18 protein-coding genes are annotated in these 19965 nt (G+C 71.2%); 7 read left to right on the plus strand and 11 right to left on the minus strand.

Features of this window, described 5'->3' with window-relative positions; translation table 11 throughout:
* Nucleotides 1–143: 143 nt before the first annotated feature.
* Nucleotides 144–947, minus strand: a complete 804-nt coding sequence (locus ACFYQA_RS23100; protein ID WP_388920881.1) for an enoyl-CoA hydratase/isomerase family protein — start codon at nt 945–947, stop codon at nt 144–146.
* Nucleotides 947–1714 (minus strand): SDR family oxidoreductase, encoded by a 768-nt coding sequence (locus tag ACFYQA_RS23105; RefSeq protein WP_388920884.1) that lies wholly within the window; start codon nt 1712–1714, stop codon nt 947–949. Before ACFYQA_RS23105 ends, ACFYQA_RS23100 begins: the two co-directional genes overlap by 1 nt.
* A 94-nt stretch (nt 1715–1808) precedes the next feature.
* Here ACFYQA_RS23105 and ACFYQA_RS23110 point away from each other — a divergent pair, with 94 nt between their 5' ends.
* Nucleotides 1809–3068 (plus strand): cytochrome P450, encoded by a 1260-nt coding sequence (locus ACFYQA_RS23110; RefSeq protein ID WP_326750909.1) that lies wholly within the window; start codon nt 1809–1811, stop codon nt 3066–3068.
* The gene (locus tag ACFYQA_RS23115) at nt 3065–4354 is read left to right on the plus strand and encodes a cytochrome P450 (RefSeq protein WP_388920886.1); all 1290 of its coding nucleotides are present in this window, start codon (nt 3065–3067) and stop codon (nt 4352–4354) included. The genes ACFYQA_RS23110 and ACFYQA_RS23115 overlap by 4 nt, the downstream gene beginning before the upstream one ends.
* Before the next feature lie 192 nt (nt 4355–4546).
* Here ACFYQA_RS23115 and ACFYQA_RS23120 read toward each other — a convergent pair whose 3' ends face one another.
* Nucleotides 4547–5590, minus strand: a complete 1044-nt coding sequence (locus ACFYQA_RS23120) for an NAD(P)H-dependent flavin oxidoreductase (RefSeq protein ID WP_388920889.1) — start codon at nt 5588–5590, stop codon at nt 4547–4549.
* A 197-nt stretch (nt 5591–5787) separates the two neighbouring features.
* Here ACFYQA_RS23120 and ACFYQA_RS23125 point away from each other — a divergent pair, with 197 nt between their 5' ends.
* From ACFYQA_RS23125 to ACFYQA_RS23135, 3 genes are all read left to right on the plus strand, one after another.
* On the plus strand, nt 5788–6981 hold the full coding sequence (locus ACFYQA_RS23125) for a flavin reductase (protein ID WP_388920891.1): 1194 nt from the start codon (nt 5788–5790) through the stop codon (nt 6979–6981).
* Nucleotides 6978–7994: a TIGR03617 family F420-dependent LLM class oxidoreductase gene (locus tag ACFYQA_RS23130; RefSeq protein ID WP_388920893.1), complete on the plus strand. Its 1017-nt coding sequence runs from the start codon at nt 6978–6980 to the stop codon at nt 7992–7994. The genes ACFYQA_RS23125 and ACFYQA_RS23130 overlap by 4 nt, the downstream gene beginning before the upstream one ends.
* A gap of 103 nt (nt 7995–8097) precedes the next feature.
* On the plus strand, nt 8098–9294 hold the full coding sequence (locus ACFYQA_RS23135) for a cytochrome P450 (protein ID WP_388920895.1): 1197 nt from the start codon (nt 8098–8100) through the stop codon (nt 9292–9294).
* Between the two features lie 95 nt (nt 9295–9389).
* Here ACFYQA_RS23135 and ACFYQA_RS23140 read toward each other — a convergent pair whose 3' ends face one another.
* The 4 genes from ACFYQA_RS23140 to ACFYQA_RS23155 all read right to left on the minus strand — a co-directional run bounded on the left by ACFYQA_RS23140 (nt 9390) and on the right by ACFYQA_RS23155 (nt 13967).
* Complete coding sequence (locus ACFYQA_RS23140; RefSeq protein ID WP_388920897.1) at nt 9390–9890, minus strand: nuclear transport factor 2 family protein; 501 nt, start codon at nt 9888–9890, stop codon at nt 9390–9392.
* Nucleotides 9890–11314, minus strand: a complete 1425-nt coding sequence (locus ACFYQA_RS23145; protein WP_388920899.1) for an FAD-dependent oxidoreductase — start codon at nt 11312–11314, stop codon at nt 9890–9892. The genes ACFYQA_RS23140 and ACFYQA_RS23145 overlap by 1 nt, the downstream gene beginning before the upstream one ends.
* Before the next feature lie 66 nt (nt 11315–11380).
* Nucleotides 11381–12559: an ABC transporter substrate-binding protein gene (locus tag ACFYQA_RS23150; RefSeq protein ID WP_388920901.1), complete on the minus strand. Its 1179-nt coding sequence runs from the start codon at nt 12557–12559 to the stop codon at nt 11381–11383.
* Between the two features lie 7 nt (nt 12560–12566).
* Nucleotides 12567–13967, minus strand: coding sequence for an aldehyde dehydrogenase family protein (locus tag ACFYQA_RS23155; protein ID WP_388920903.1), 1401 nt, complete (start codon nt 13965–13967; stop codon nt 12567–12569).
* A gap of 188 nt (nt 13968–14155) precedes the next feature.
* Here ACFYQA_RS23155 and ACFYQA_RS23160 point away from each other — a divergent pair, with 188 nt between their 5' ends.
* The gene (locus ACFYQA_RS23160) at nt 14156–15358 is read left to right on the plus strand and encodes an NAD(P)/FAD-dependent oxidoreductase (RefSeq protein WP_388920905.1); all 1203 of its coding nucleotides are present in this window, start codon (nt 14156–14158) and stop codon (nt 15356–15358) included.
* A gap of 61 nt (nt 15359–15419) precedes the next feature.
* On the opposite strand, the gene ACFYQA_RS23165 is transcribed toward ACFYQA_RS23160, so the two are convergent.
* Complete coding sequence (locus ACFYQA_RS23165; RefSeq protein WP_388920907.1) at nt 15420–16322, minus strand: crotonase/enoyl-CoA hydratase family protein; 903 nt, start codon at nt 16320–16322, stop codon at nt 15420–15422.
* A 140-nt stretch (nt 16323–16462) separates the two neighbouring features.
* Between ACFYQA_RS23165 and ACFYQA_RS23170 the strand changes: the two genes are divergently transcribed.
* Entirely contained in the window at nt 16463–17098 is a 636-nt protein-coding gene (locus ACFYQA_RS23170; protein WP_388920909.1) for a TetR/AcrR family transcriptional regulator, read from the plus strand.
* A gap of 16 nt (nt 17099–17114) precedes the next feature.
* Here the strand turns inward: ACFYQA_RS23170 and ACFYQA_RS23175 are convergent, their stop codons facing one another.
* From ACFYQA_RS23175 to ACFYQA_RS23185, 3 genes are all read right to left on the minus strand, one after another.
* Entirely contained in the window at nt 17115–17573 is a 459-nt protein-coding gene (locus ACFYQA_RS23175) for a nuclear transport factor 2 family protein (protein WP_388920912.1), read from the minus strand.
* Between the two features lie 129 nt (nt 17574–17702).
* Nucleotides 17703–18797: an acyl-CoA dehydrogenase family protein gene (locus ACFYQA_RS23180; RefSeq protein WP_388920915.1), complete on the minus strand. Its 1095-nt coding sequence runs from the start codon at nt 18795–18797 to the stop codon at nt 17703–17705.
* Complete coding sequence (locus ACFYQA_RS23185) at nt 18790–19965, minus strand: acyl-CoA dehydrogenase family protein (protein WP_388920918.1); 1176 nt, start codon at nt 19963–19965, stop codon at nt 18790–18792. The genes ACFYQA_RS23180 and ACFYQA_RS23185 overlap by 8 nt, the downstream gene beginning before the upstream one ends.

Here is a 19965-nt window from a genome sequence, read left to right on the forward strand (position 1 = left end):
GGCCCTGGCCCTTCGTCACGGAAGGGCCAGGGCCTGTCTGCCCCGTCCGGGGCCGTGGTCGCGGAAGGACCGGGCCCTCCGGTTCGGAAACTTCGTCACCGAGGGCCCCGCGCCCGTCTGTTGTGGAACACGCCGGAGCACGCCTACCTGTTGTGGAACACCGGGGCGCGTTTGCCGAGGAAGGCCGCGACCGCTTCCCGGTGGTCCTCGGTGAGCGCGGCGGAGACCTGGGTACGGTTCTCCAGGTCGAGGCCGGCGGCCTGGCTGGAGATCTCCAGCTGCGACCACATCACCTGCTTGGTCATCCGGACCCCGTACGGCGCGTGTGCGGCAATAGCGCGGGCCACCTCCAGGGCGGTGTCCATCAGCTCCGCCCGGGGTACCAGCCGGGAGACCAGCCCGATCCGTTCGGCCTCCTCCGCCTCCACGAAGCGGCCGGTGAGCAGCAGTTCGAAGGCGCGCGAGGCGCCGATCAGCCGGGGCAGCAGCCAGCTCACCCCGATGTCGCAGGCCGAGAGGCCCACCTTGACGAACGCCGCGTTGAACCGGGCGTCGTCGGCGCAGACCCGGACGTCGGAGGCGAGCGCCAGGGCGAACCCGCCGCCCGACGCGGCGCCCTGCACCGCCGCCACGACCGGCATCCGCAGCGAGCGCAGCCGGGTCACCAGGGTCGCGATGTGCTCCTGCACCGACATCCAGTCCGGGACCGCCCGCGACCCGTCGCCGCCGGGCGCCGTGCCGTGCCCCTGGAGGTGGGCACCGGCGCAGAAGTGCTTGCCCGCGCCGGTCAGCACCACCACGCGGACGTCGGTGCGGGGCGCCAGGGCGCCCAGCACGTCGTGCAGTTCCTGGACGGTCACCGCCTCCAGGGTGTTGAACCGCCCGGGCTCGTCGAGCCGGACCTCGAGGACGCCGCCGCCGTGGTCGACGGTGCTCACCGAGGGCATCAGGCACTCTCCAGCGCGGAGAACTCGTCGCCGCCGAGCAGCGCACCTCCGTCGACGGTCAGCACCTGCCCGGTGACCCATGACGCGGCCTCGCCGGCGAGGAACTCCGCGGCGTCCGCGACGTCCTCGGGCTCGCCGAAGCGGGGCAGCGGCCAGCGGCCGTAGACCTTCTCGCCCCCGGCGATGAGCGGCCCGGAGAACCGGGTGTTCACGACGCCGGGTGCGATGCCGTTCACCCGTACCCGCGGGCCGAGTTCGACCGCCAGCTGGGCGGTCAGGTAGTTGAGGGCCGCCTTGCTCATGCCGTAGACGCCGGACGGACTGCCCGGGGTCTCGGCGACGTTGGAGGAGACCATCAGGACGGAGCCGGGCCGGTTCTCCCCCAGGCCCGCTTCCAGCGCCAGCTGCGTCCAACGCAGCGGGGCCCAGAGGTTGACCTCCATGATCTTCTGCCACCGGCCGTGGTCCACGGTGTGGGTCGGCCCGAAGTGCGGGTTGGCGGCGGCGTTGTTGACCAGCACGTCGAGTGTGCCCCAGCGCTCGCGCACGTCCGCCAGCAGGTTCCGGGCGGCGTCCTCGTCACTGACGTGCACGCCCGCGCCGAGCGCGGTCCCACCCGTGGGGTCCAGGGTCTGTGCCGCGGCCGTCGCGTCGTCGGCGTTGCGGGCGCACAGCACGACCCGTGCGCCCCGTTCGTGGAAACGGCGCGCGATGCCGAGGCCGATCCCCCGCGAGCCTCCGGTGATCACGGCGACCCGGCCCTTCATGGGCCCGTCCTGCGCCGTCGCTTCTCGTTGACACCCTTTGTGTGGCATGCCAGCATCCTAAATCCAATACTGATTGATTAATAGGGGTGCACACATGACGCCCGATCAGTTCGACCACACCACCGAGGACCACGCCGCGCACTGGCGGGACATCTACGCAAAGGCCCGCCGCGGCTGTCCGGTCATCTCCTCCGACCGCCACGGCGGCTACCACGTACTGACCCGGCACGCCGACATCACCGAGGCGCTCCGCAACCACCAGGCCTTCTCCTCGGAACGGTCCTGGCACGCCGACGGCACCGACAAGGGCCTCGGCGTCGCCATCCCGCACCAGCCCGTACGGGTCGGCATCCTGGAGATGGACCCGCCCGAGCACACGAAGTACCGCAGGCTGCTCACCCCGTGGTTCACCCGTCAGGCCATCGCCCGGGGCCGCGAGCGGATCCGGCACACGGCGACCTGGGCCATCGACCGGATCGTCGAGAAGGGTGAGTGCGACATCGTCACCGATCTCGCCGGGCCGTTCCAGGCCATCGTCATCCTCGACATCCTGGGCATCCCGCTGGAGCGGTGGTCGGCCTACGCCGACGTCGCCGAACGGATGGTCCGGCAGACCGAGGACCGCGCCGAGGGTGCCCTCTGGATGCGGGAGGACGTCCGCAGGGAGGTGGAGCGCCAGCGCGCCGAACCCCGGCCGGGGATGATCAGCGGCCTCAACAACGCGGTGGTCGACGGCGAGCCGCTCAGCGTCGAGTGGGCCACCGAACTCGTCAACATGATGCTGCTCGGCGGCGAGGGCACCACGATCGCGACCATCGCCCACATGCTCAAGCATCTGCACGACCGGCCTGAGGACCGGGCACGGATCGCGGCCGACCCGTCGCTGCTGCCGACCGCGGTCGACGAGATGATGCGCTACCACGCGCCGTCGCCCGGCCTGGCCCGTACCGTCACCCGGACGGTCGAGGTCGGCGGCCACACGTTCCGCCCCGGCGACCGGGTGCTCCTGTCCTACGCGTCGGGCAACTTCGACGAGGACGTCTTCCCGGACGCCGCGACCCCTGACATCACCCGCTCGCCCAACCCGCACCTCGCCTTCGGCGGCGGCGTCCACCGCTGCCCCGGGGCGCTGCTGGCCTCCGCCAACGCCGAGGTGTTCCTCGGCGAACTGCTGCGTCGCATCCCGGAGTACGGGATCACCGCCGTCGAGGCCTACGAGCGGATCCCGCTGACCAACGGCTTCTACTCGATGACGATGACCTACCGCCCCGGTCCGCGCGAGGGCACCGACACCGGCGAACTGCCCCTGCTGACCGGCGAGCGGGTCCGCCCGGCCGAAGGAACGGAACGATGAGCGACTCCTCGGCCCCGGCCGGTACCCCCGAGCCGTTCGACCACCACTCCCCCGCCTTCGCCGAGCACTGGCCGGAGATCTACGCGGACCTGCGCGCGGGCTGCCCGGTCGCGCACTCCCCGCGGCACGGCGGGTTCTACGCCGTCACCCGCTACGAGGACATCCGCCGCGTACTGCGCGAACCGGAGACGTTCGCGTCCGGGCGCGAGCTGGAGTTCGACGGCAGGACCGTGGGCGGGGCGACCGTGCCGGTCACGGCGTCACGGCTGGGGATGATGGAGATGGACCCGCCGGCCTCCCTCGCCTACCGACGGCTGATCGCGCCGTTCTTCTCCGCCCGCACGGTCCGCGAGTACACCCCGCGGCTCACCACGATCGTCGACTGGATCCTCGACCGCACCATCGAGTCGGGCCGGATGGACGTCGTCGGCGACCTCGGCGCCGTGCTGCCGCCGCTGGTCATCGTCGATCTGCTGGGCCTGCCCCTCGACCGCTGGCAGCACTACGCGCACGCCCTGCACCAAGGCGTCGGCCACCGGAAGGGCTCGGCGCGGGCGATCATCGGCGTGATGCGGGAGATGCGGGAGCTGGTCACCGAGTGGCGGGAGCGCGGGGCCGGTCCGCCGGGCGTCTGCACCGCCCTCCTGGAGGCCGAGGTCGACGGGCGGCCCATCGACGACGACCTGATCGCCGAGCTGGTGTTCATGCTGCTCACCGGGGGCGTCGACACCACGACGGCACAGATATCCAACGTCGTCGGACATCTCGACGCCCATCCGGAGCTGCGCCGCCGGCTGATCGAGGACCCCGACGCCGTCCCGGGTGCCACGGACGAACTTCTGCGGCTCTACAGTCCGGGCACCGGCGCGGCCCGCACCGTCGTCGCTCCGGCCACGCTCGGCGGCGTCGCGCTGCGGCCGGGCGACCGGCTCTTCCTCGGCATCGGCTCCGCCAATCGCGACGAGGCGGTGTTCCCCGATCCGGAGACCGTCGATCCCGACCGTGCGAACGCGCACCAGCACGTGGCCTTCGGGCTCGGTGTGCACCGCTGCGTCGGCGCATACCTCGCCAAGGCCGAACTGGTCGAGGTGGTCCGCGCCCTGCTCCGCCGGATGCCGGACTTCGCCGTCGACCGCGAGGGTCTCGTCCACCGGCCGGTGATCCCCCTGGTCAACGGCTGGACCTCGATGCCCGTCCGGTTCACCCCCGGCCCGCGGGTGGTCCCGGAGCACGCCGCCCCGTTGCCGGAGACGGCGGCGGCCGGTACAGGGGACCGGCACGGCTGATCCGGCTGCACTGTCCGGATCCCACCCGATTCCACCCGACCCTGCGCGGCCGGCCCGGCTGCACCGCTCCGGGCCGGCCGACCCGGTTCCGCTGCCCCCTGGCCGCCACGGGCGGCGGGACCGCCCGCGGCGGCGACGCCGATGGCCCGGTCCCCCCGTCGGGGCCGGGCCATCGGCGTACCGCTCGCAGGCTCAGGCGCGGGTGGCCTTGAGGGCCGGCAGCGAGGCGGCGGTGGTCTCCAGCAGACCGAGGGCCTGGTCCATCATCCGGTCCAGGAGCACCTTGACCGGCACGATGTCCTGGACGGCGGCCGAGACCTGGCCGGCGACGACGATGCCGGTCTCCGTGTCACCCTCCATCTGGGCCAGGTACCCCCGGTCCTCCTTCCACTGGTTGAGCTCGTCGACGGAGATGCCCGTGGCCTTGAGGGCCGGCAGGTCCTCCAGCAGGGCCTTGTTCCTGAGACCGCGGCTGGGCGCGTAGTAGCCCTGGTAGGTCATGTCGTCCCACTCGCGTGAGTCGACGATGTACTGCTTGTAGTTCTGGTGCCACTCGTGCTCTTCGGTCGCGATGAACCGGGTGCCCATGGCGACGCCGGCGGCGCCCATGGCGAGCATCGCGGCGAGCCCGTACCCGTCGTGGATGCCGCCGGAGACGATGACCGGGATGTCGACCTCGGCGATCACCTGCGGGGCGAGCACCATGGTGGAGACGGGCTTGAGGTGGGTGTGACCGCCCATCTCGTAACCCGAGGCGATGACGACGTCCACACCGGCCTCGGCCGCCTTCACCGCGTGGCGCACGGAGCCGACCTTGTGGAAGTGGAGCAGGCCGGCCTCCTTGATGCGCTCGGTGAAGCCGCCGGGGAAGCCCGCCGAGGTGGTGATGGCGGCGAAGTGCTCGCCGACCGGACCGCCGGCGAGCTTGATGCGGATCGCCTCGTCGATGCAGGTCTCGGAGGCCGGCAGCAGCTCGCCCGAGGCGAGGGTTCCCACCGGGATGTTGACCGCGAAGGCGCCCTGCGCGCCGACCGCCACCTGCTCCATCCGGTCACGCAGCTTCTTGCGCAGTTCCGCCTCAGGGGTGAGCAGGCCCGGGGTGGAGACCGAGCCGAGCCCTCCTGCCGCGGACACGGCGGTCGCCAGCGCGGTGGTGGGTGACGGACCCATGCCGTCCTGCATGATCGGGTACTTCGTTCCGAGTCGGCCGCACAGGGCCTGCCATACCGCTCCCACGTCGATCCCTTCGCTGAGTGCGCAAACGGCCCGGTCCGGCCGGATCAACTCAGCCTAACGTCATTTGGTTATTACGCCAAGGCCTCTCCTCCCGCCCTGCGGGCCGGCGCCGTTCCAACCCCACACCCCCCTCGCTCTTGGCCTCAGAACCAAATGCTGTTAGTTTAATGCTCATTGCCGTCCCAGTGAGGTGCGATGTGAGCAGCAACGGCCAGGCGACCATCCCGGTACAGGACTCGCGCTACTTCCGTGACGTCCTCGGACAATTTCCCACCGGCGTCGCGGTCATCACGGCGCTCGACGCGGAGGGCCGGCCCCACGGCATGGCGGTGGGGTCCTTCAGTTCGGTCTCGCTCGATCCGCCCCTGGTGGGCTTCATGCCGGCGCGCACGTCAAGCACCTACCCCAAGATCGAGGCCACCGGGCGGTTCTGCGTCAGCATCCTCGGCGCCGACCAGGAAGACGTGTGCCGCGCGATGGCGACCAGGGGCGCCGACAAGTTCAACGGGATCCCGTGGTTCCCGGCGCCCTCCGGCGCACCCGTCATCGACGGAGCCCTCGCCTGGATCGACTGCACGCTCGCCCAGCGCTACGAGGCGGGCGACCACTACATCGTCGTCGGCGAGGTCGACCGGCTCTCCGAGCTCCGGCCGGGTCCGCCGCTGGTGTTCTTCCGCGGCGGGTACGGCGGGTTCACCACCCCATCGCTGATGGCCGCGCCCGAGCGCGATCTGGTCGAGCTCATCGAGCTGGCCGGACGCGCCCGTCCGCACATGGAGCGGCTCGCCGGGGAACTCGACCTCGAATGCCTCGCCGTCGGGACGGCCGGCCGGCAGTCGGTCTGCCTCGCCATCGCCGACTCCCCGAACCCCGACTACACCTCCTCGCGGGTCGGCTACCGCACCCCGTTCGTGTTCCCGGTCGGCTCGGTATTCGTCGCCTGGGACCCGGCCGGCACCGGAGCCTGGCTCCCCGCGGATCCCGCCCTGGCCGCGGCGGGTGAGGCCGCGCTGCGCCGCACCCGGCGGCGGCGCTGGTCGGTGGCGATCGGCGACGACCACTACGACCAGCTCGAACGCGCGGTCGGCCTGCAACTGCGCCATCCCTCGGTGGACGAACTCGACGGCGTGATGCGGGGACTGCGCGGGGAGCAGTTCGACCCCGAGCTCGCCCCGCACACGTCGTACGACGTCCGGATGCTCGTGGCGCCCGTCTTCGGCCCCCGGAAGGTCGAACTCGGCCTCGCCGTGCGGGGCTTCCGCCGCCATCTGGACGGCGCCGAGGTCGAGCAGGTCGCGGCCCGGCTGGTCGAGGTCGCCGACGAAGTGAGCAGCAGGATCGGCGGGGCGGACGCCCTGGCCGCGGCGATCAGCAGGGAGGCCGGAGCATGAGCGTGCCCGTCGACACCGCGCTGCCCATCAAGGGCGGCGCCGATCCGGCCGCGGCGGCGCGCACAGCCGAGGAGGCCGGCTACGACGCCGTCTGGGCCAGCGAGCTCGACCGCGACCCGTTCCTCCAGCTGGCCGTCGCCAGCACCGCGACCGAGCGGATAGGGCTCGGCACCGGCATCGCGGTGGCCTTCGCCCGCAGCCCGATGAACGTCGCCTCGATGGCGCACGACCTGCAGCGCCTCTCCCGGGGCCGCTTCATGCTGGGGCTCGGCACCCAGGTCCGCGCGCACATCACCCGGCGCTTCTCGATGCCCTGGTCCGAACCGGCCGCCCGGATGCGCGAGTACGTCCTCGCCCTGCGCGCCATCTGGTCCGCCTGGGAGACCGGTGAACGCCTCGCCTTCGAGGGCCGGTTCTACACGCACACACTGATGACGCCGATGTTCACCCCGGCCCCGCACGGCCACGGCACACCGCCGGTCGTCGTCGCGGCCGTCGGGGACCTGATGACCGAGGTGGCCGGGGAGGTCGGGGACGGCGTCCTGTTCCACAGTTTCCTCACCGAACGCTATCTGCGCGAGCACACCCTCGCGGCGCTCCGGCGGGGCCGCGAGAAGTCCCCGCGTCCGGAATTCCAGCGAGTCGGCGGGCCGTTCGTGGCGACCGGCACGACACCGGAGGAGATCTCCGCCGCGGCGGAGGCCACCCGGAGCCAGATCGCGTTCTACGCCTCGACGCCGTCCTACCGGCCGGTGCTGGAAGCGCACGGCTGGGGCGGGCTCGGCGAACGGCTGCACGCGCTGTCCCGTGCGGGTGACTGGAAGGCGATGACCGCCGCGGTGGACGACGAGGTGCTGCACGAGTTTGCTGCCGTCGGCCCTCCGGAGAAAGCGGCGGAGATCCTCGCCGCGCGCTACGCCGACGTGTTCGACCGGTTCACCCTCGTCACGCCGTACGACCTCGACGAGGCCGCCCGCGCCCGGGTCGCCGCCCGCCTGCGGGAGCTCACCTGACCTGCGGCCGACGCCGCTCCGGGTGTCTTCCGCTCTTGCCGGAAGGCACCCGCCACTTTACGCTAACAGCGTTTGGTTAAAGCGCGTACGACAAGGATCCGCCATGACCGAGAGCCGTAAGTCCGAGCACGCGTACCACCTCGACAACACCGATCCCTCCCTCGCACCGCACCTGTTCGAGACGCTGAAGGACGTGCAGGGCAAGTGCCCCGTCGCATGGAGCGACGCAGTCGGCGGGTTCTGGATGCTGACGAAGTACGCCGACATCACCGCCGCGGCCAACGACTGGGAGACCTACACCGTCGAAGAGGGCCACACCATCCCCTCGACCGGGAAGTCCGTGATGCTCCCGCTCGCCGAGGTCGACCCGCCGCTGCACACCCCGTGGCGCCGGTTCCTCGTGCCGTACTTCACTCCGAAGATCGTCCAGAGCTACCGGCCGGTGATCGAGCGGATCGTCGAGGACGCCTTCTCGGGTCTGGCCGCGGGCGGGCGCGGCGACCTCGTCTTCGACGTCGCCCGCAAGGTGCCGACCTCCACGATCTCCGCGATCCTGGGCTTCGACCAGGACGGGAACCACATCTCCGACATCGTCGACGAGTGGATGGCCTCCACAGGCGACCCGGAGCGCGCGCGCAGCGCCGCCGCCGCCGTCGAGGCGGTCGTCCGCGAGGAGATCGGCAAGCGTCGCGGGAAGCCCGCCGAGGACGTGCTCGGCAGGATCATGGAGGGCGAGGTGGAGGGTGTGCCGCTGACCGACGACGAACTGCTCGGCCTGTGCATCGTCTTCATCGTGGCCGGTCACGGCACCACCGTCGACGGCATCACCAACACCGTGCACCGGGTGCTCGCCGAACCGGGTCTGATGGCCTCCCTGCAGGCCGACCGCTCCCGGCTGGGCAAGGTCATCGACGAGTCGCTGCGCATCAGCCCGCCGGTCTGGAACATGGGCCGTACCGCCCGCAAGGACGCCGAGGTGCGCGGCGTGGGCATCTGTCCCGGCGAGAAGGTGATGCTGACCTTCGGCGCCGGCAACTACGACCCGGAGAAGTTCGCGGAGCCGGACCGCTTCGACCCGGACCGGCCGGGCGTGCACGGTCACCTGACCTTCGGCTTCGGCCGTCACCGCTGCATCGGTGAGGCACTGGCGAAGCTGGAGATCACCATCGTGCTCGAGTACATCCTCGACCGGCTGCCCGACCTGGCCCTCGACGGCGAGGTCACCACCCGGACCTACTTCACGACCTACGGCTTCACCGCGCTGCCCGTACGCCACGGCGCCGCCGCCGCGACGGCCTGACGGCCCGCCCCTTGCGGGCATCACGACGACCGGCCCACACCCCGCGCGGGGTGTGGGCCGGTCGTCGTGGCGCTCTTCGGGTCGAGGCCCCTCGTTCAGCCCTGGGGCAGGGTGGTGCCGGAGTTGAACGCGGCGAGGTCCCTGCGCTCGGTGAACCGCCACTGTCCGTCCGTGTCGCGGACGACGACGTCCTCGTAGCGGCCGAACTGGTGGACGCGGCCGTCGGGTGCGAGCACGACGAAGTACGCCGTGCCGGTGGCCCGGTCGTCCTCGTAGGAGGTGACGACGGCGTTGACGGTGAGGTGGTGGTAGATCGGCGCGCCGGGGGTCTTGGCGGCGATGGCCCGCAGGCGGTCCCGGCCGCGCACCTTGCCGGTGTCGTCGAGGACGTCCAGTCCCCTCGCCCGGAAGGACTCGGCGGTGTGGCCGAACGAGGAGATGTCGGTCCAGCCGTCCTCGGTGAAGCAGTCGGCGTAGGCGGCGCCGTCCGCGAGGTCGGCCGCCTGGGCGTAACGGGCGTACAGCTCGTAGATCGCCAGGCGGTCGGCGACCTCGCGGGGGCCGCGGTCGCCGGGTGCGGCCGTACGCGGTGCCACTACGCCGCCCCGGCGGTGGCGCTCCGGGCGGCGGTACGGCCGAAGACGAGGGCGTTGCCGATGGAGGTGCCGCCGCCCGCGTACACGTCGGCGTCGAGACCGCCGGCCACCTCGCCGCCGGCGAACAGGCCTGGTATCGGGCGGCCCGCGGTGTCCAGGACCCGGGCCTCGTCGTCGATGCGCAGACCGGCGAAGGTGATGCCGATGATGGCCGGCCGCAGTTCCACCGCGTAGAACGGGGCGGTCGAAACCGGCGCCAGCGTGCCCTTCTTCTCGAAGGCCGTGTCGTGGCCCCTGACGACGTCGGCGTTCCAGTGCTCGGCGGTCGCCTCGAGACCGGCGGCGGTGATGCCGGTCCGCTCGCCCAGCTCCGCCGGCGTGGCGCCGGACTTCACGACGCCGGCCTCGATCTGCTTGCGCAGCATGGCGGCGGTCCAGTTCGACTCCAGGTCGACGCCGAGGCCGTAGGGGTCGACGTGGCCGCTGTCGGCGACCTGCCGCAGTGCGGCCTCGTCGAAGACGGCCCAGCACGTGCCCCCGGGCTGCTTGGCGATGACGTGCGGCATCACGCAGTAGGTGTCGGTCTCGTCGACGAAGCGGTGACCGTTCTTGTTGACGTAGATCACCCAGGGCGGGGTGAAGGCGTCGTTCAGCCGGCCGAAGTTCGGCGTCTCGAGCAGGGTGCCGCCGTATCCGCGCAGTTCGCCGCCGACGGCCAGCCCCATGCGGACGCCGTCGCCGATGTTGGTGTCGGGGCCGAGGTACCAGTGCCAGTCGCCGTGCTCGACGGCCTCGGGCCAGTGCTCGCCGAGCAGGTCGGGGGCGGCGCCGAAGCCGCCGGTGGTGAGGATGACGGCGTCCGCGGGAATCTCCTCGCCGGCCTCGGTGCGTACGCCGGCGACGGCACCGCCGTCCCCGGTGAGCAGCCCGGTGCACCGGGTGCCGGTGCGGATCTCGACGTTGTCCATCCCCTCGACCGCGGTGAGCAGCGCGGCGACGATCATTGCGCCGCCCGCCGGGCCGAGCCCGCGCGTGTCACCGCTGGGCAGGTGGCCGCGCGGCTTGTACTCGAGACCGGCGATGTACAGGCGGTCGGGCTCCCAGGTGATGCCCAGCTCTTCCAGCCAACCGATCACTTCGCGGGTGCCTTCGGCCGAGGCGCGCAGGAGTCGCGGCTCCAGTTCGTGCCGGCTGACCGTCATGTAGTAGTTGATGAGCTCGTCGACCGAGTCCTCGACGCCACGGGCCTTCTGGACCGGGGTGTCGGCGGCGTAGACGACGCCGCCGGCCCGGGCGGTGGCGCCACCGACCTGCTCGGCCGTTTCGAGGAGGATCACCTCGGCTCCGGCCCGGCCGGCCTCGAGTGCGGCGGCGAGGCCGGCACCTCCGGCCCCGACCACGACGATCCTGCGGGTTGCTGCCATGAATGAACCTTTCTGCACAGGGTGCCGGCGAGAGCCGCCCCGTCGTCGGCCCTCGCCGGCACGCGGCTACTTGGCGAACGGGTCGAAGAAGTCGCCGTCCGGCACGATCCGGCCGTCCTTCACGGCGCTGGTGCCGACCTCGAACGAGGCGACCCGCGGGTACTCCGGCAGCGGAGGGGGATCCTGGATGCCCTGGTAGTCCGGGTAGGCGTCGCCCAGGCTGACCGGCTCCTCGATGGCGTCGAGGGCCTTGATGACCGAGGCGCCGTCGATGATCTCGTGCCCCTCGGCGACCGCGGCGAACAGCTTCACCGACAGCCAGCCGTTGAGGCCGATGTCGTCGATGTTGACCTTCGGATCGGCGGCCTTCATCGCCTTGTTGAACGCCGCGATCTCCGCGTTGGAGGTGTCGGAGGCGGCGTGGCCGCGGGAGGTGAGCGCGATGTTCCCGGCGTCCGGTCCGAGGATCTTCAGTACGCCCGGGGTGACCATGGAGGAGATGCCGGTGATCAGGCCCTCGTAGCCCGCGGACCGCAGCGCGGTCGCGATCCGGCCGGCGTCGGCGCCCGAGCCCTGCAGGGACACCGCGTCGGGGTCGTGGCCGATCGCCTTGGCCGCCACCGTCGAGTAGTCGGCCGAGCCGATCGGGGCGTAGATCATGCTCGCCTTGCCGCCGGCCTCCTCGACGCCCTTCTTGGCCCATTCGGCACCGGCGCGGGCGGTCTCGTTGTCCCCGCCGATCACGACGACCTTCGGGCCGCCGCGTTCGACCGCGAGCTTTCCGGCGCCGACGCCCATGCCGACCGGGGTCGCGTTGATGGGGTAGGACACCGGGCTGGTCGCCTCGTTCTGGCCGTCGGCGCCACCGGGGCCGATGACCGGGATCTTCGCCTGCTCCATCACGGCCGCGATGGCGCCGATGTTGGGCGAGAGCGGGCCGACGACCGCGACGACCTTCTCGGAGACGGCGCGCTGGGCGCAGGCCGTCGCCTCGTTGGGGTCGAACTTGTCGTTGCAGGTCAGCAGCTCGATCTTGCGGCCGTCGATGCCGCCCTCGTCGTTGACCCGTGCCACCGCGGCGGTCACGGCCGTCTTGAGCCACGGGACGGAGTAGACCTGGCTCTCGAACGAGGCGATCGTCATGATCTTGACGGGACCGTCGGAGGTTCCCCCGGTGCCGCCGTCGCCGCACGCGGTGACCAGCAGCGGGAGCACCGCCAGTGCGGCGAGAGTTCTCTTGCGCATGTCGTGTTCAGCCCTTCGCGGTGTGGATGACCTGCTGCTCGGTGAAGGACCGCAGTCCGTCCTCACCGTTGGCGACCCCGAGGCCGCTGTGCTTGGCGCCGGAGAAGGGCGCGTGGGAGGGCAGCATGGCGTGGCAGTTGACCCAGGCGGTGCCGCATTCGAGCTGTTCGGCGACGGCCCTGGCCTTCGCCTCGTCGGCGGACCAGACCGAGCCGGACAGGCCGTAGTCGGTGGCGTTGGCACGTGTCACCGCTTCGTCGACCGTGTCGTACTTCAGCAGCGGGATCGCCGGGCCGAACTGCTCCTCGTCGACGATCCGCGTGCCTTCGGCCACGTCGGCGAAGACCGTCGGCTCGAAGAAGTAGCCGCCGCCCTCGATGGGCTTCCCGCCGGACACGACCCGGGCGCCGCGTGCGACGGCGTCGGACACCAGCTCCGAGACCCGGTCGAACTGCGGTCGGGTGGTCAGCGGACCCATCGCGGTGGCGGGGTCGGTCGGATCGCCGACGGCCGTCGCCCGCGCGGCCGCGCCGAACGCGTCGACGAACTCCTCGTAGCGGTTCGCCGGAACGAAGATGCGCTTGGGGATGCAGCAGATCTGGCCGCAGTTGAACATCGAGAACGCGAACAGCGTGCCCGCGGTCTTCTCCAGGTCCGCGTCGTCGAGGACGATCGCGGCGTCGTTGCCCCCGAGTTCGAGGGTGACCCGCTTGAGGTCGTGGGCGGCATTGACGGCCACGGACCGTCCGGCAGGGATCGAGCCGGTGAAGCTGATCTTGCGCGGGGTCGGGTGCGAGGTCATGGCCTTGCCGAGCTCGTCGCCGCCGGTGACGATGTTGATGACGCCGGGCGGCAGCACCTCGGCGCCGATCCGGCCCAGCAGCAGGGTCGACAGCGGGGTGAACGGCGAGGGCTTGAGCACCACGGTGTTGCCGCCGCGCAGGGCGGGGGCGATCTTCCAGGTCCACATGCCGACCGGGCCGTTCCACGGCGTGATCGCGGCGACCACGCCCATCGGCCGGTGGGCCACCTCGATCCTGGCGGTGGCGTCGTCCTGGATGACCCGCTTCGGCCAGTCCAGGTCGGCGTAGTAGCGGATCCAGGGTGCGGAGGAGACGACTTCGGCCGCGGCGACGGCCCGCGGCTTGCCGGTCTCCTGGATCAGGAGCGCGGTCAGTTCCTCCTGGTGGGCGTCGACGGCGTCGGCCAGGTCGCGCAGGGCCTGCCGGCGCGCGTCGTCGTCCCGCTTCCAGCTCGTCTGGGCGCGGGCGGCCGACGTCATCGCCTGGTCGAGCTGCTCGGGCGTGCACTCGGGCGCCTGCGCCTCGACGATACCGGTCGCCGGATTCACGACATCGAAGGTGTCGCGTGTGTCGACGGGCTTGCCGTCGATCGTCATGCTCAGCATGGGTGTCCTCCACGTCCGGACCACGAGGGATGAGCCACGTCGGGCATGCGGCAGGCAGTTCACACGCCAGGAGTCGCGCCGACCGTGATCATTGACACAGTATTCTGACAGTGCTTGGTTTCTTAGGCAATGACTTCACACCTGGTTCCGTCCTTTCCCGACCGTGCCGTCCAAGGAGATCGATGACCATGAGCGACGGAATCGTCGTCGTCGGCGCCTCACTCGCCGGGCTGCGGGTCGCCGAGGCGCTGCGCGCCAACGGGTACACGGGCCGGCTGCGGCTGGTGGGCGACGAGCACCACCTCCCCTACGACCGCCCGCCGTTGTCCAAGCAGGTGCTGACCGGCGAGTGGGAGGCCGCGCGCACCGCGCTGACCACTCCCGCGAAGCTCGCCGAGGCCGGCATCGAGACCGTGCTCGGAGCGCGGGCCGTCGCGGTGGACACCGAGGCCGTCACCCTGGCCGACGGCGAGCGGCTCGACTACGACCAGCTCATCGTGGCCACCGGCGCCGCCGCCAGGACCTGGCCGGGAACCGCTCCCGACGGGCGGGTCCACCGGCTGCGCACGCTCGCTGACAGCATCCGGCTGCGCACCGCACTGGCGGGCGGCGGCCCGCTGGTCGTCGTGGGCGGCGGTTTCATCGGGCTCGAGGTGGCGGCCGCCGCGCGCGGGGCCGGCCTGGACGTCACCGTCGTCGAGGCCGCGGGCACGCCTCTCGAACCCGTTCTCGGCCCCGAGATCGGCGCCTGCTTCACCCGGCTGCACCGGGCCCAGGGCGTACGGGTGCGGACCGGCGTCCCCATCACTTCGGTCCAGGAGGCGGCCGACACGGTGGCCGTCCGGCTCGCCGACGGCACCGAACTCGCCGCTGCCCACGTCGTCGTCGGTATCGGCGCCACACCCAGCAACGACTGGCTGACCGGCCTCGGCCTCGATGACGCCGCGGGCGTGCCGTGCGATGCCCGCGGCCGGGCCGGCGACCGGGTGTGGGCGCTCGGCGACGTCGCGCGGTGGGAGCAGCCGGCGTACGGCGACTCCGCACGCCACGAGCACTGGACGACGGCGGTCGACCAGGCGGCCGTGGTGGCGGCGGCGGTCCTCGGCCGGGAGTCGGCCCGCCCGCCGGCGCCGCCCTACTTCTGGAGCATGCAGTACGACGTGAACTTCCAGCTGGTGGGCCGCCCCGACCTCGCGTCCTCGGTCAAGGTGCTCGAAGCGGGGGAGGGCGGGGCCGACCGCGGCGCCGTGTTCGCCTTCACCGACACCGCGGGCCGTCGCGTCGCGGTCGCCGCCTTCCACAACCCGCGCCGCTTCCTGAGGCTGCGCCGCGAACTCCAGGAGGAGTTCACCACCGCGCCGACCCCCGTGACCGGTCACGGGGGTCGGTGACACGCACTCATGCGTGGGCAGCCACTCCTGCGGCCGCCCACGCCCACCCGTACGGGGCTCCTCACTCGTCGTCCCACCACGGGTAGAACGGTGGCATCCCCGTGTGCGCGCTGCCGGTGAAGCGGGGTTCCCGCTTCTCGCGGAACGCCTCGACGCCTTCCTTGCCGTCTGCCGTGCTGGTGTAGAACATCGCCAGGGAGTCGACCCGGTGCGCCTCCCTGGGGTGCGGCAGGGCGCTGTTGCGGTACATCATCTGCCGCGTGAGCGCGACGGCGACCGGCGACCGGTTCCGCGAGATGCGGCGTGCCAGGTCCTGTGCCTCCTCGAGCAGCGATGCGGCGGGGACGACACGGCTCACCAGTCCGCCGTCCCCGGCTTCCTCCGCCGAGAGGATCTCGGCGGAGTACACCCATTCCAGCGCGCGGGCCATGCCGACGATCCGCGGCAGGAACCATGTCGACGCCGCCTCGGGGACGATACCGAGTTTGCCGAAGACGAAGCCGATGCGCGCCTTCTCCGAAGCCAGCCGGATGTCCATGGCCAGGGTCATCGTCGCCCCGATGCCCACGGCCGGGCCGTTGATCGCCGCGATCACGGGCTTGCGGCAGTCGAAGATCGCCAGGACCACCCGGCCGCCGGTGTCGCGCACGCCTCGCAGGATCCGCGGATCGTCGAGGTCGTCCATGTCGGACAGGGTCGGCCGCTGGGACTCGTCCAGCCCGAACACGTTTCCCTCCGACGCGAGTTCCATGCCGGCACAGAAGGCCCGGCCGGCTCCCGTCACCACCACGGCACGGACCTCGTCCCGCGTGTTCACCCCGGTGAACAGCGCCACGAGTTCGTCCGCCATCTCGACGGTGAAGGCGTTCAGCCGGTCCGGGCGGTCGAGGGTGACGGTGAGAACCCCGTCGTCCAGATCGGTCGACAGGGTCCGGAACCCCTCGACGTCCGCTCCCGCGCTCATGCCCCGCATATGATTCCTCGATCCGCGTGTTCTACCGGGCGTCAGAAATTAATCTACCGCCGGGATTATGATGGTGAACGCGTGCAACGTGCAAGGGTTCGCCAGGCCCCCAGAGACTCCCAGGGACGAGGAAGAGTCACGTGAGCGAGACGAGCAGGGAATGGCCGCGCCCCAAGATCCGGCCCCGTAAGGCAGAGCTGAAGAACGACCAGATCTTCGAGACGGCCGCCCGGCTGTTCTACGAGAAGGGGTACGCAGCCACGTCCCTGCAGGACCTGGCAGCCGCGGTGGGCCTGCAGAAGGGCAGCCTCTATTACTACATCGACTCCAAGAAGGATCTGCTCTTCGCCATCACCGACTACGCGCACACGTTCTTCGTCGAACTCACGGAGAACGCCAAGGCCGGAGGCGGCACTCCCCTGCAGACGCTGGAACGCATGCTGCTCCAGCACGCCCGGTTCGCCGCCGAGCACTTCCATGTGACGGCCGCCTTCTACAACGAGCGCTCTGCCCTGTCCGACGAGTACCAGGAACGCATCGTCGCCACCCGCGACGCCTACGAGACGTCCCTGCGCCGGCTCGTCAGGAACGGTCAGGAGTCGGGGGAGATCTCCGCGGACCTGGACCCCAGGCTGGCGGTGTTCGGCGTCCTGGGCATGATCAACTGGATCCACCAGTGGTACCGCCCCGGAGGGTCACTGTCGCCGGCCGAGATCGCGGCGGCGCTGAGCCGGCAGGCCGTGCGGTCCCTGCTGCCGCGCACGGCCGTGGACTGAGCGTCGTGGGGGTCGGTCAACCGGCCGGGCTGCGCGGCGCATGGCGCGCCCAGGGCAGCTGCGATCGGTCGATGTACGACGTGCGATGGCTGTACTTCCAGCCGCCGGCCGTCCGTACCAGACTGTCCTGGTACCGGCCACTGGCGAAGAAGGCGTTGTCGCCGTCGGTGCTCTCCCGGCGGTAGAGCAGCACGAAGACCTTCTGCGTCGCCTCGTCGCCGTCGATGTCGACGAGGCTGTCGGCCGTCACGTGCCCCATGAGCCAGGCGGAGTCCGCCGCGGCGCGGATGCCTGCGGCCAGGGCCTCGTGCCCGCTGTTCCGGCTGCCGGTGTTCCCGGACTCGTACACGCCGTCCGGCGTGAAGCAGGCCGCGTACGCCTCGGCGTCGCGCTCGTAGCAGGCCCAGTTGTAGAGCGCGTTGAGACGGTGAATCTCGAGCTCGTCCGCGATGCGGGAGCCGTCCGGTGCGGTCACGCGTACTCCCGGGAAGATCAAATTCTCACCAAATGTCGTCAGCTCATGAAGCGTCTTCCGGGGCCACAGGGCCATCAGCGGGTACGTCGCCCACTGGCCGGCAGTCGCCCCCTGCTCCCTTTTCTCGGTTCAGGCGGACACCATGCGCCGTCCGGCCTCGGTCGCGGCCTCCCGCTCGTCCCCGTACCAGGTGCGCAGGGACAACGCGCGCTTGTAGTACCAGTGCAGTTCGTGTTCGTGCGTGAATCCGATGCCGCCGTGGATCTGCAGGGCGTCCTCGCACACTGAGCGGCCGACGCCGGCGGCATGGGCCTTGAGCGTCAGGGCCGCCAGGGCGAATTCCTTCGGGGCGAGCGCCGCCGAGTCGGCGGCCACGGCCTCGACGAAACTCTCCAGCATGATCACCCGCTGGGCGGCTGACGCCGCGATGTGCTTGATCGCCTGGAAGCTCCCGATGGGACGGCCGAACTGCTCGCGTTGCTTGGCGAATTCGACGCTCGCATCGAGCATATGGCGGGCGATACCGGCGAGTTCGGCGGCAACCAGCACCCGCTGCCAGCTCCGCAGCAAGGCCACGAGCGCCGCCCCGTCCTCGCCCTGCGCGATGATGTCGCCCTGCTCGACCGCGACCGCGTCGAGGGACACGCCGGCGTAGCTCGCTCCCGGGTCCGTGCTCTCGTGCCCGGTGACGGTGATGCCGGAGCGGGCGCGATCGACCACCAGGACCGTGGCCTTTGCGTCCGTGCCGTCGACGATCACGACGAACAGGTCCGAAACCGCGCCGAAGCGCACCAGGTCCACCGAACCGGCAAGCCCGCCGGAGCCCAGGACGGGCGAGCCGTTGGCCGCGCGCCAGTCGAGCGTGACTCCGGGGTCGAGCACCGCCACCCGTGCTCCCCCGATCAGCGCGGACGCCAGCCGGGATCGCGCGCTGTCGCCGGGGGCTGTCCGGAGCAGAAGTCCCGGCAGCAGCATCTGTTCCATCAGCGGGCCGGGCACCAGACGCTGCCCGAGCAGCCGGAGCAGCGGAACGAGCCGGGCGGGGTCCAGTCCCAGACCGTCCTCGGCCTCGGGCGCGACCAGCCCGAACCAGCCCTGTCGTGCCGCCTCTTCGAGCAGTCGCGGGTCCTCCCCGTGGGCCCGCAGCGCGGCGAGTCTGCGCTCGCCCGGATAGTCCCGGTCCAGGAACCCCTTGACCGCCTGCAGGATCTCGTCGTCAGCCACGGGGCAGTCCCAACACTCTCTCGCCGATGATGTTCTTCTGGATCTGGGACGTCCCTCCGTAGATGGACGCCGCCCGGGAGTAGTAGTGCTCCTTGACCCACCGCGGGCCGTCGAGACCGAACGGTGCCCGGTCGGCCGCCAGACGGAACGGTCCGAGCAGGTCGGTGACGGACGTGTAGAGCAGTTGCTCCACCTCATTGAGGCTGAGCTTGTCCACCGAGTCGTAAGGGCTGGGGATGTCACCGGTGAGCTGCCGGTCGATGGTCCGGCGGGTCAGCGCCTCCAGTGCCCGCACCGCCGTGTAGGACCGGCCGAGCTGCTCCAGGACCCGGTCCGGGGGCTCGGTCCCGGTCGCGCTGACATGGCCGCGGAGGTTCCGCACGGCCTCCTCGACCGCCACCTCGTACTCCACGCGCCGGCGGAGCGTGTACGCACCGCGCTCATGGCTCAGGGTGTCCTGGGCGATGGCCCACCCCTCATTGAGCTGTCCGACCAGATTGCGCACCGGCACGCGGACGTCCTCGAGGAAGACCTCGCAGAACTCGTCGTCTCCGGTCATCTGCACCAGCGGTCGTGCGGTGACGCCGGGGGTACTCATGTCGACGAGGATGTAGCTGATGCCCCGGTGCTTCGGAGCGTCCGCGTCCGTGCGCGCCAGCAGCGCGCACCATTGCGACTTGTGAGCCCAACTGGTCCACACCTTCTGACCGGTGATGACGAACTCGTCACCCTCGATCCGGGCGCGGGTACGCAGCGAGGCCAGATCGGATCCGGACTCCGGCTCGGAGAATCCCTGGCACCAGATGTCCTCACCGGACAGCAGGCGGGGCAGCAGCTGCTGCCGTTGCCAGTCGAGTCCGTACGTCTCGATCGACTTGCCGACGACGTCCACGCCGATCAGGCCGATGGGCTGCGGGGCGCCGGCCCGGGCGAGTTCCTCCGAGAAGACCAGTTGGTGCAAGGGACTCAGTCCCTGCCCTCCGGCCGCCCTGGTCCAGGAGATTCCGACGAACCCGGCCTCATAGAGGGTCTTCTGCCATTCCCGCAGGACGGCGAAGCGGCCCTCCAGGTCGAGAGGGACCTCGGGGACGGTCGCCTGCGCGAGCCAGGCTCGGACCTGCCGGCGGTAGGCCTCCAGGTCCGCGGTGTCCTGTGTCGTGTGGGTCAT

This window comes from Streptomyces sp. NPDC005774, from assembly GCF_042871645.1.
In the GTDB taxonomy this organism is placed as follows: domain Bacteria; phylum Actinomycetota; class Actinomycetes; order Streptomycetales; family Streptomycetaceae; genus Streptomyces; species Streptomyces pratens.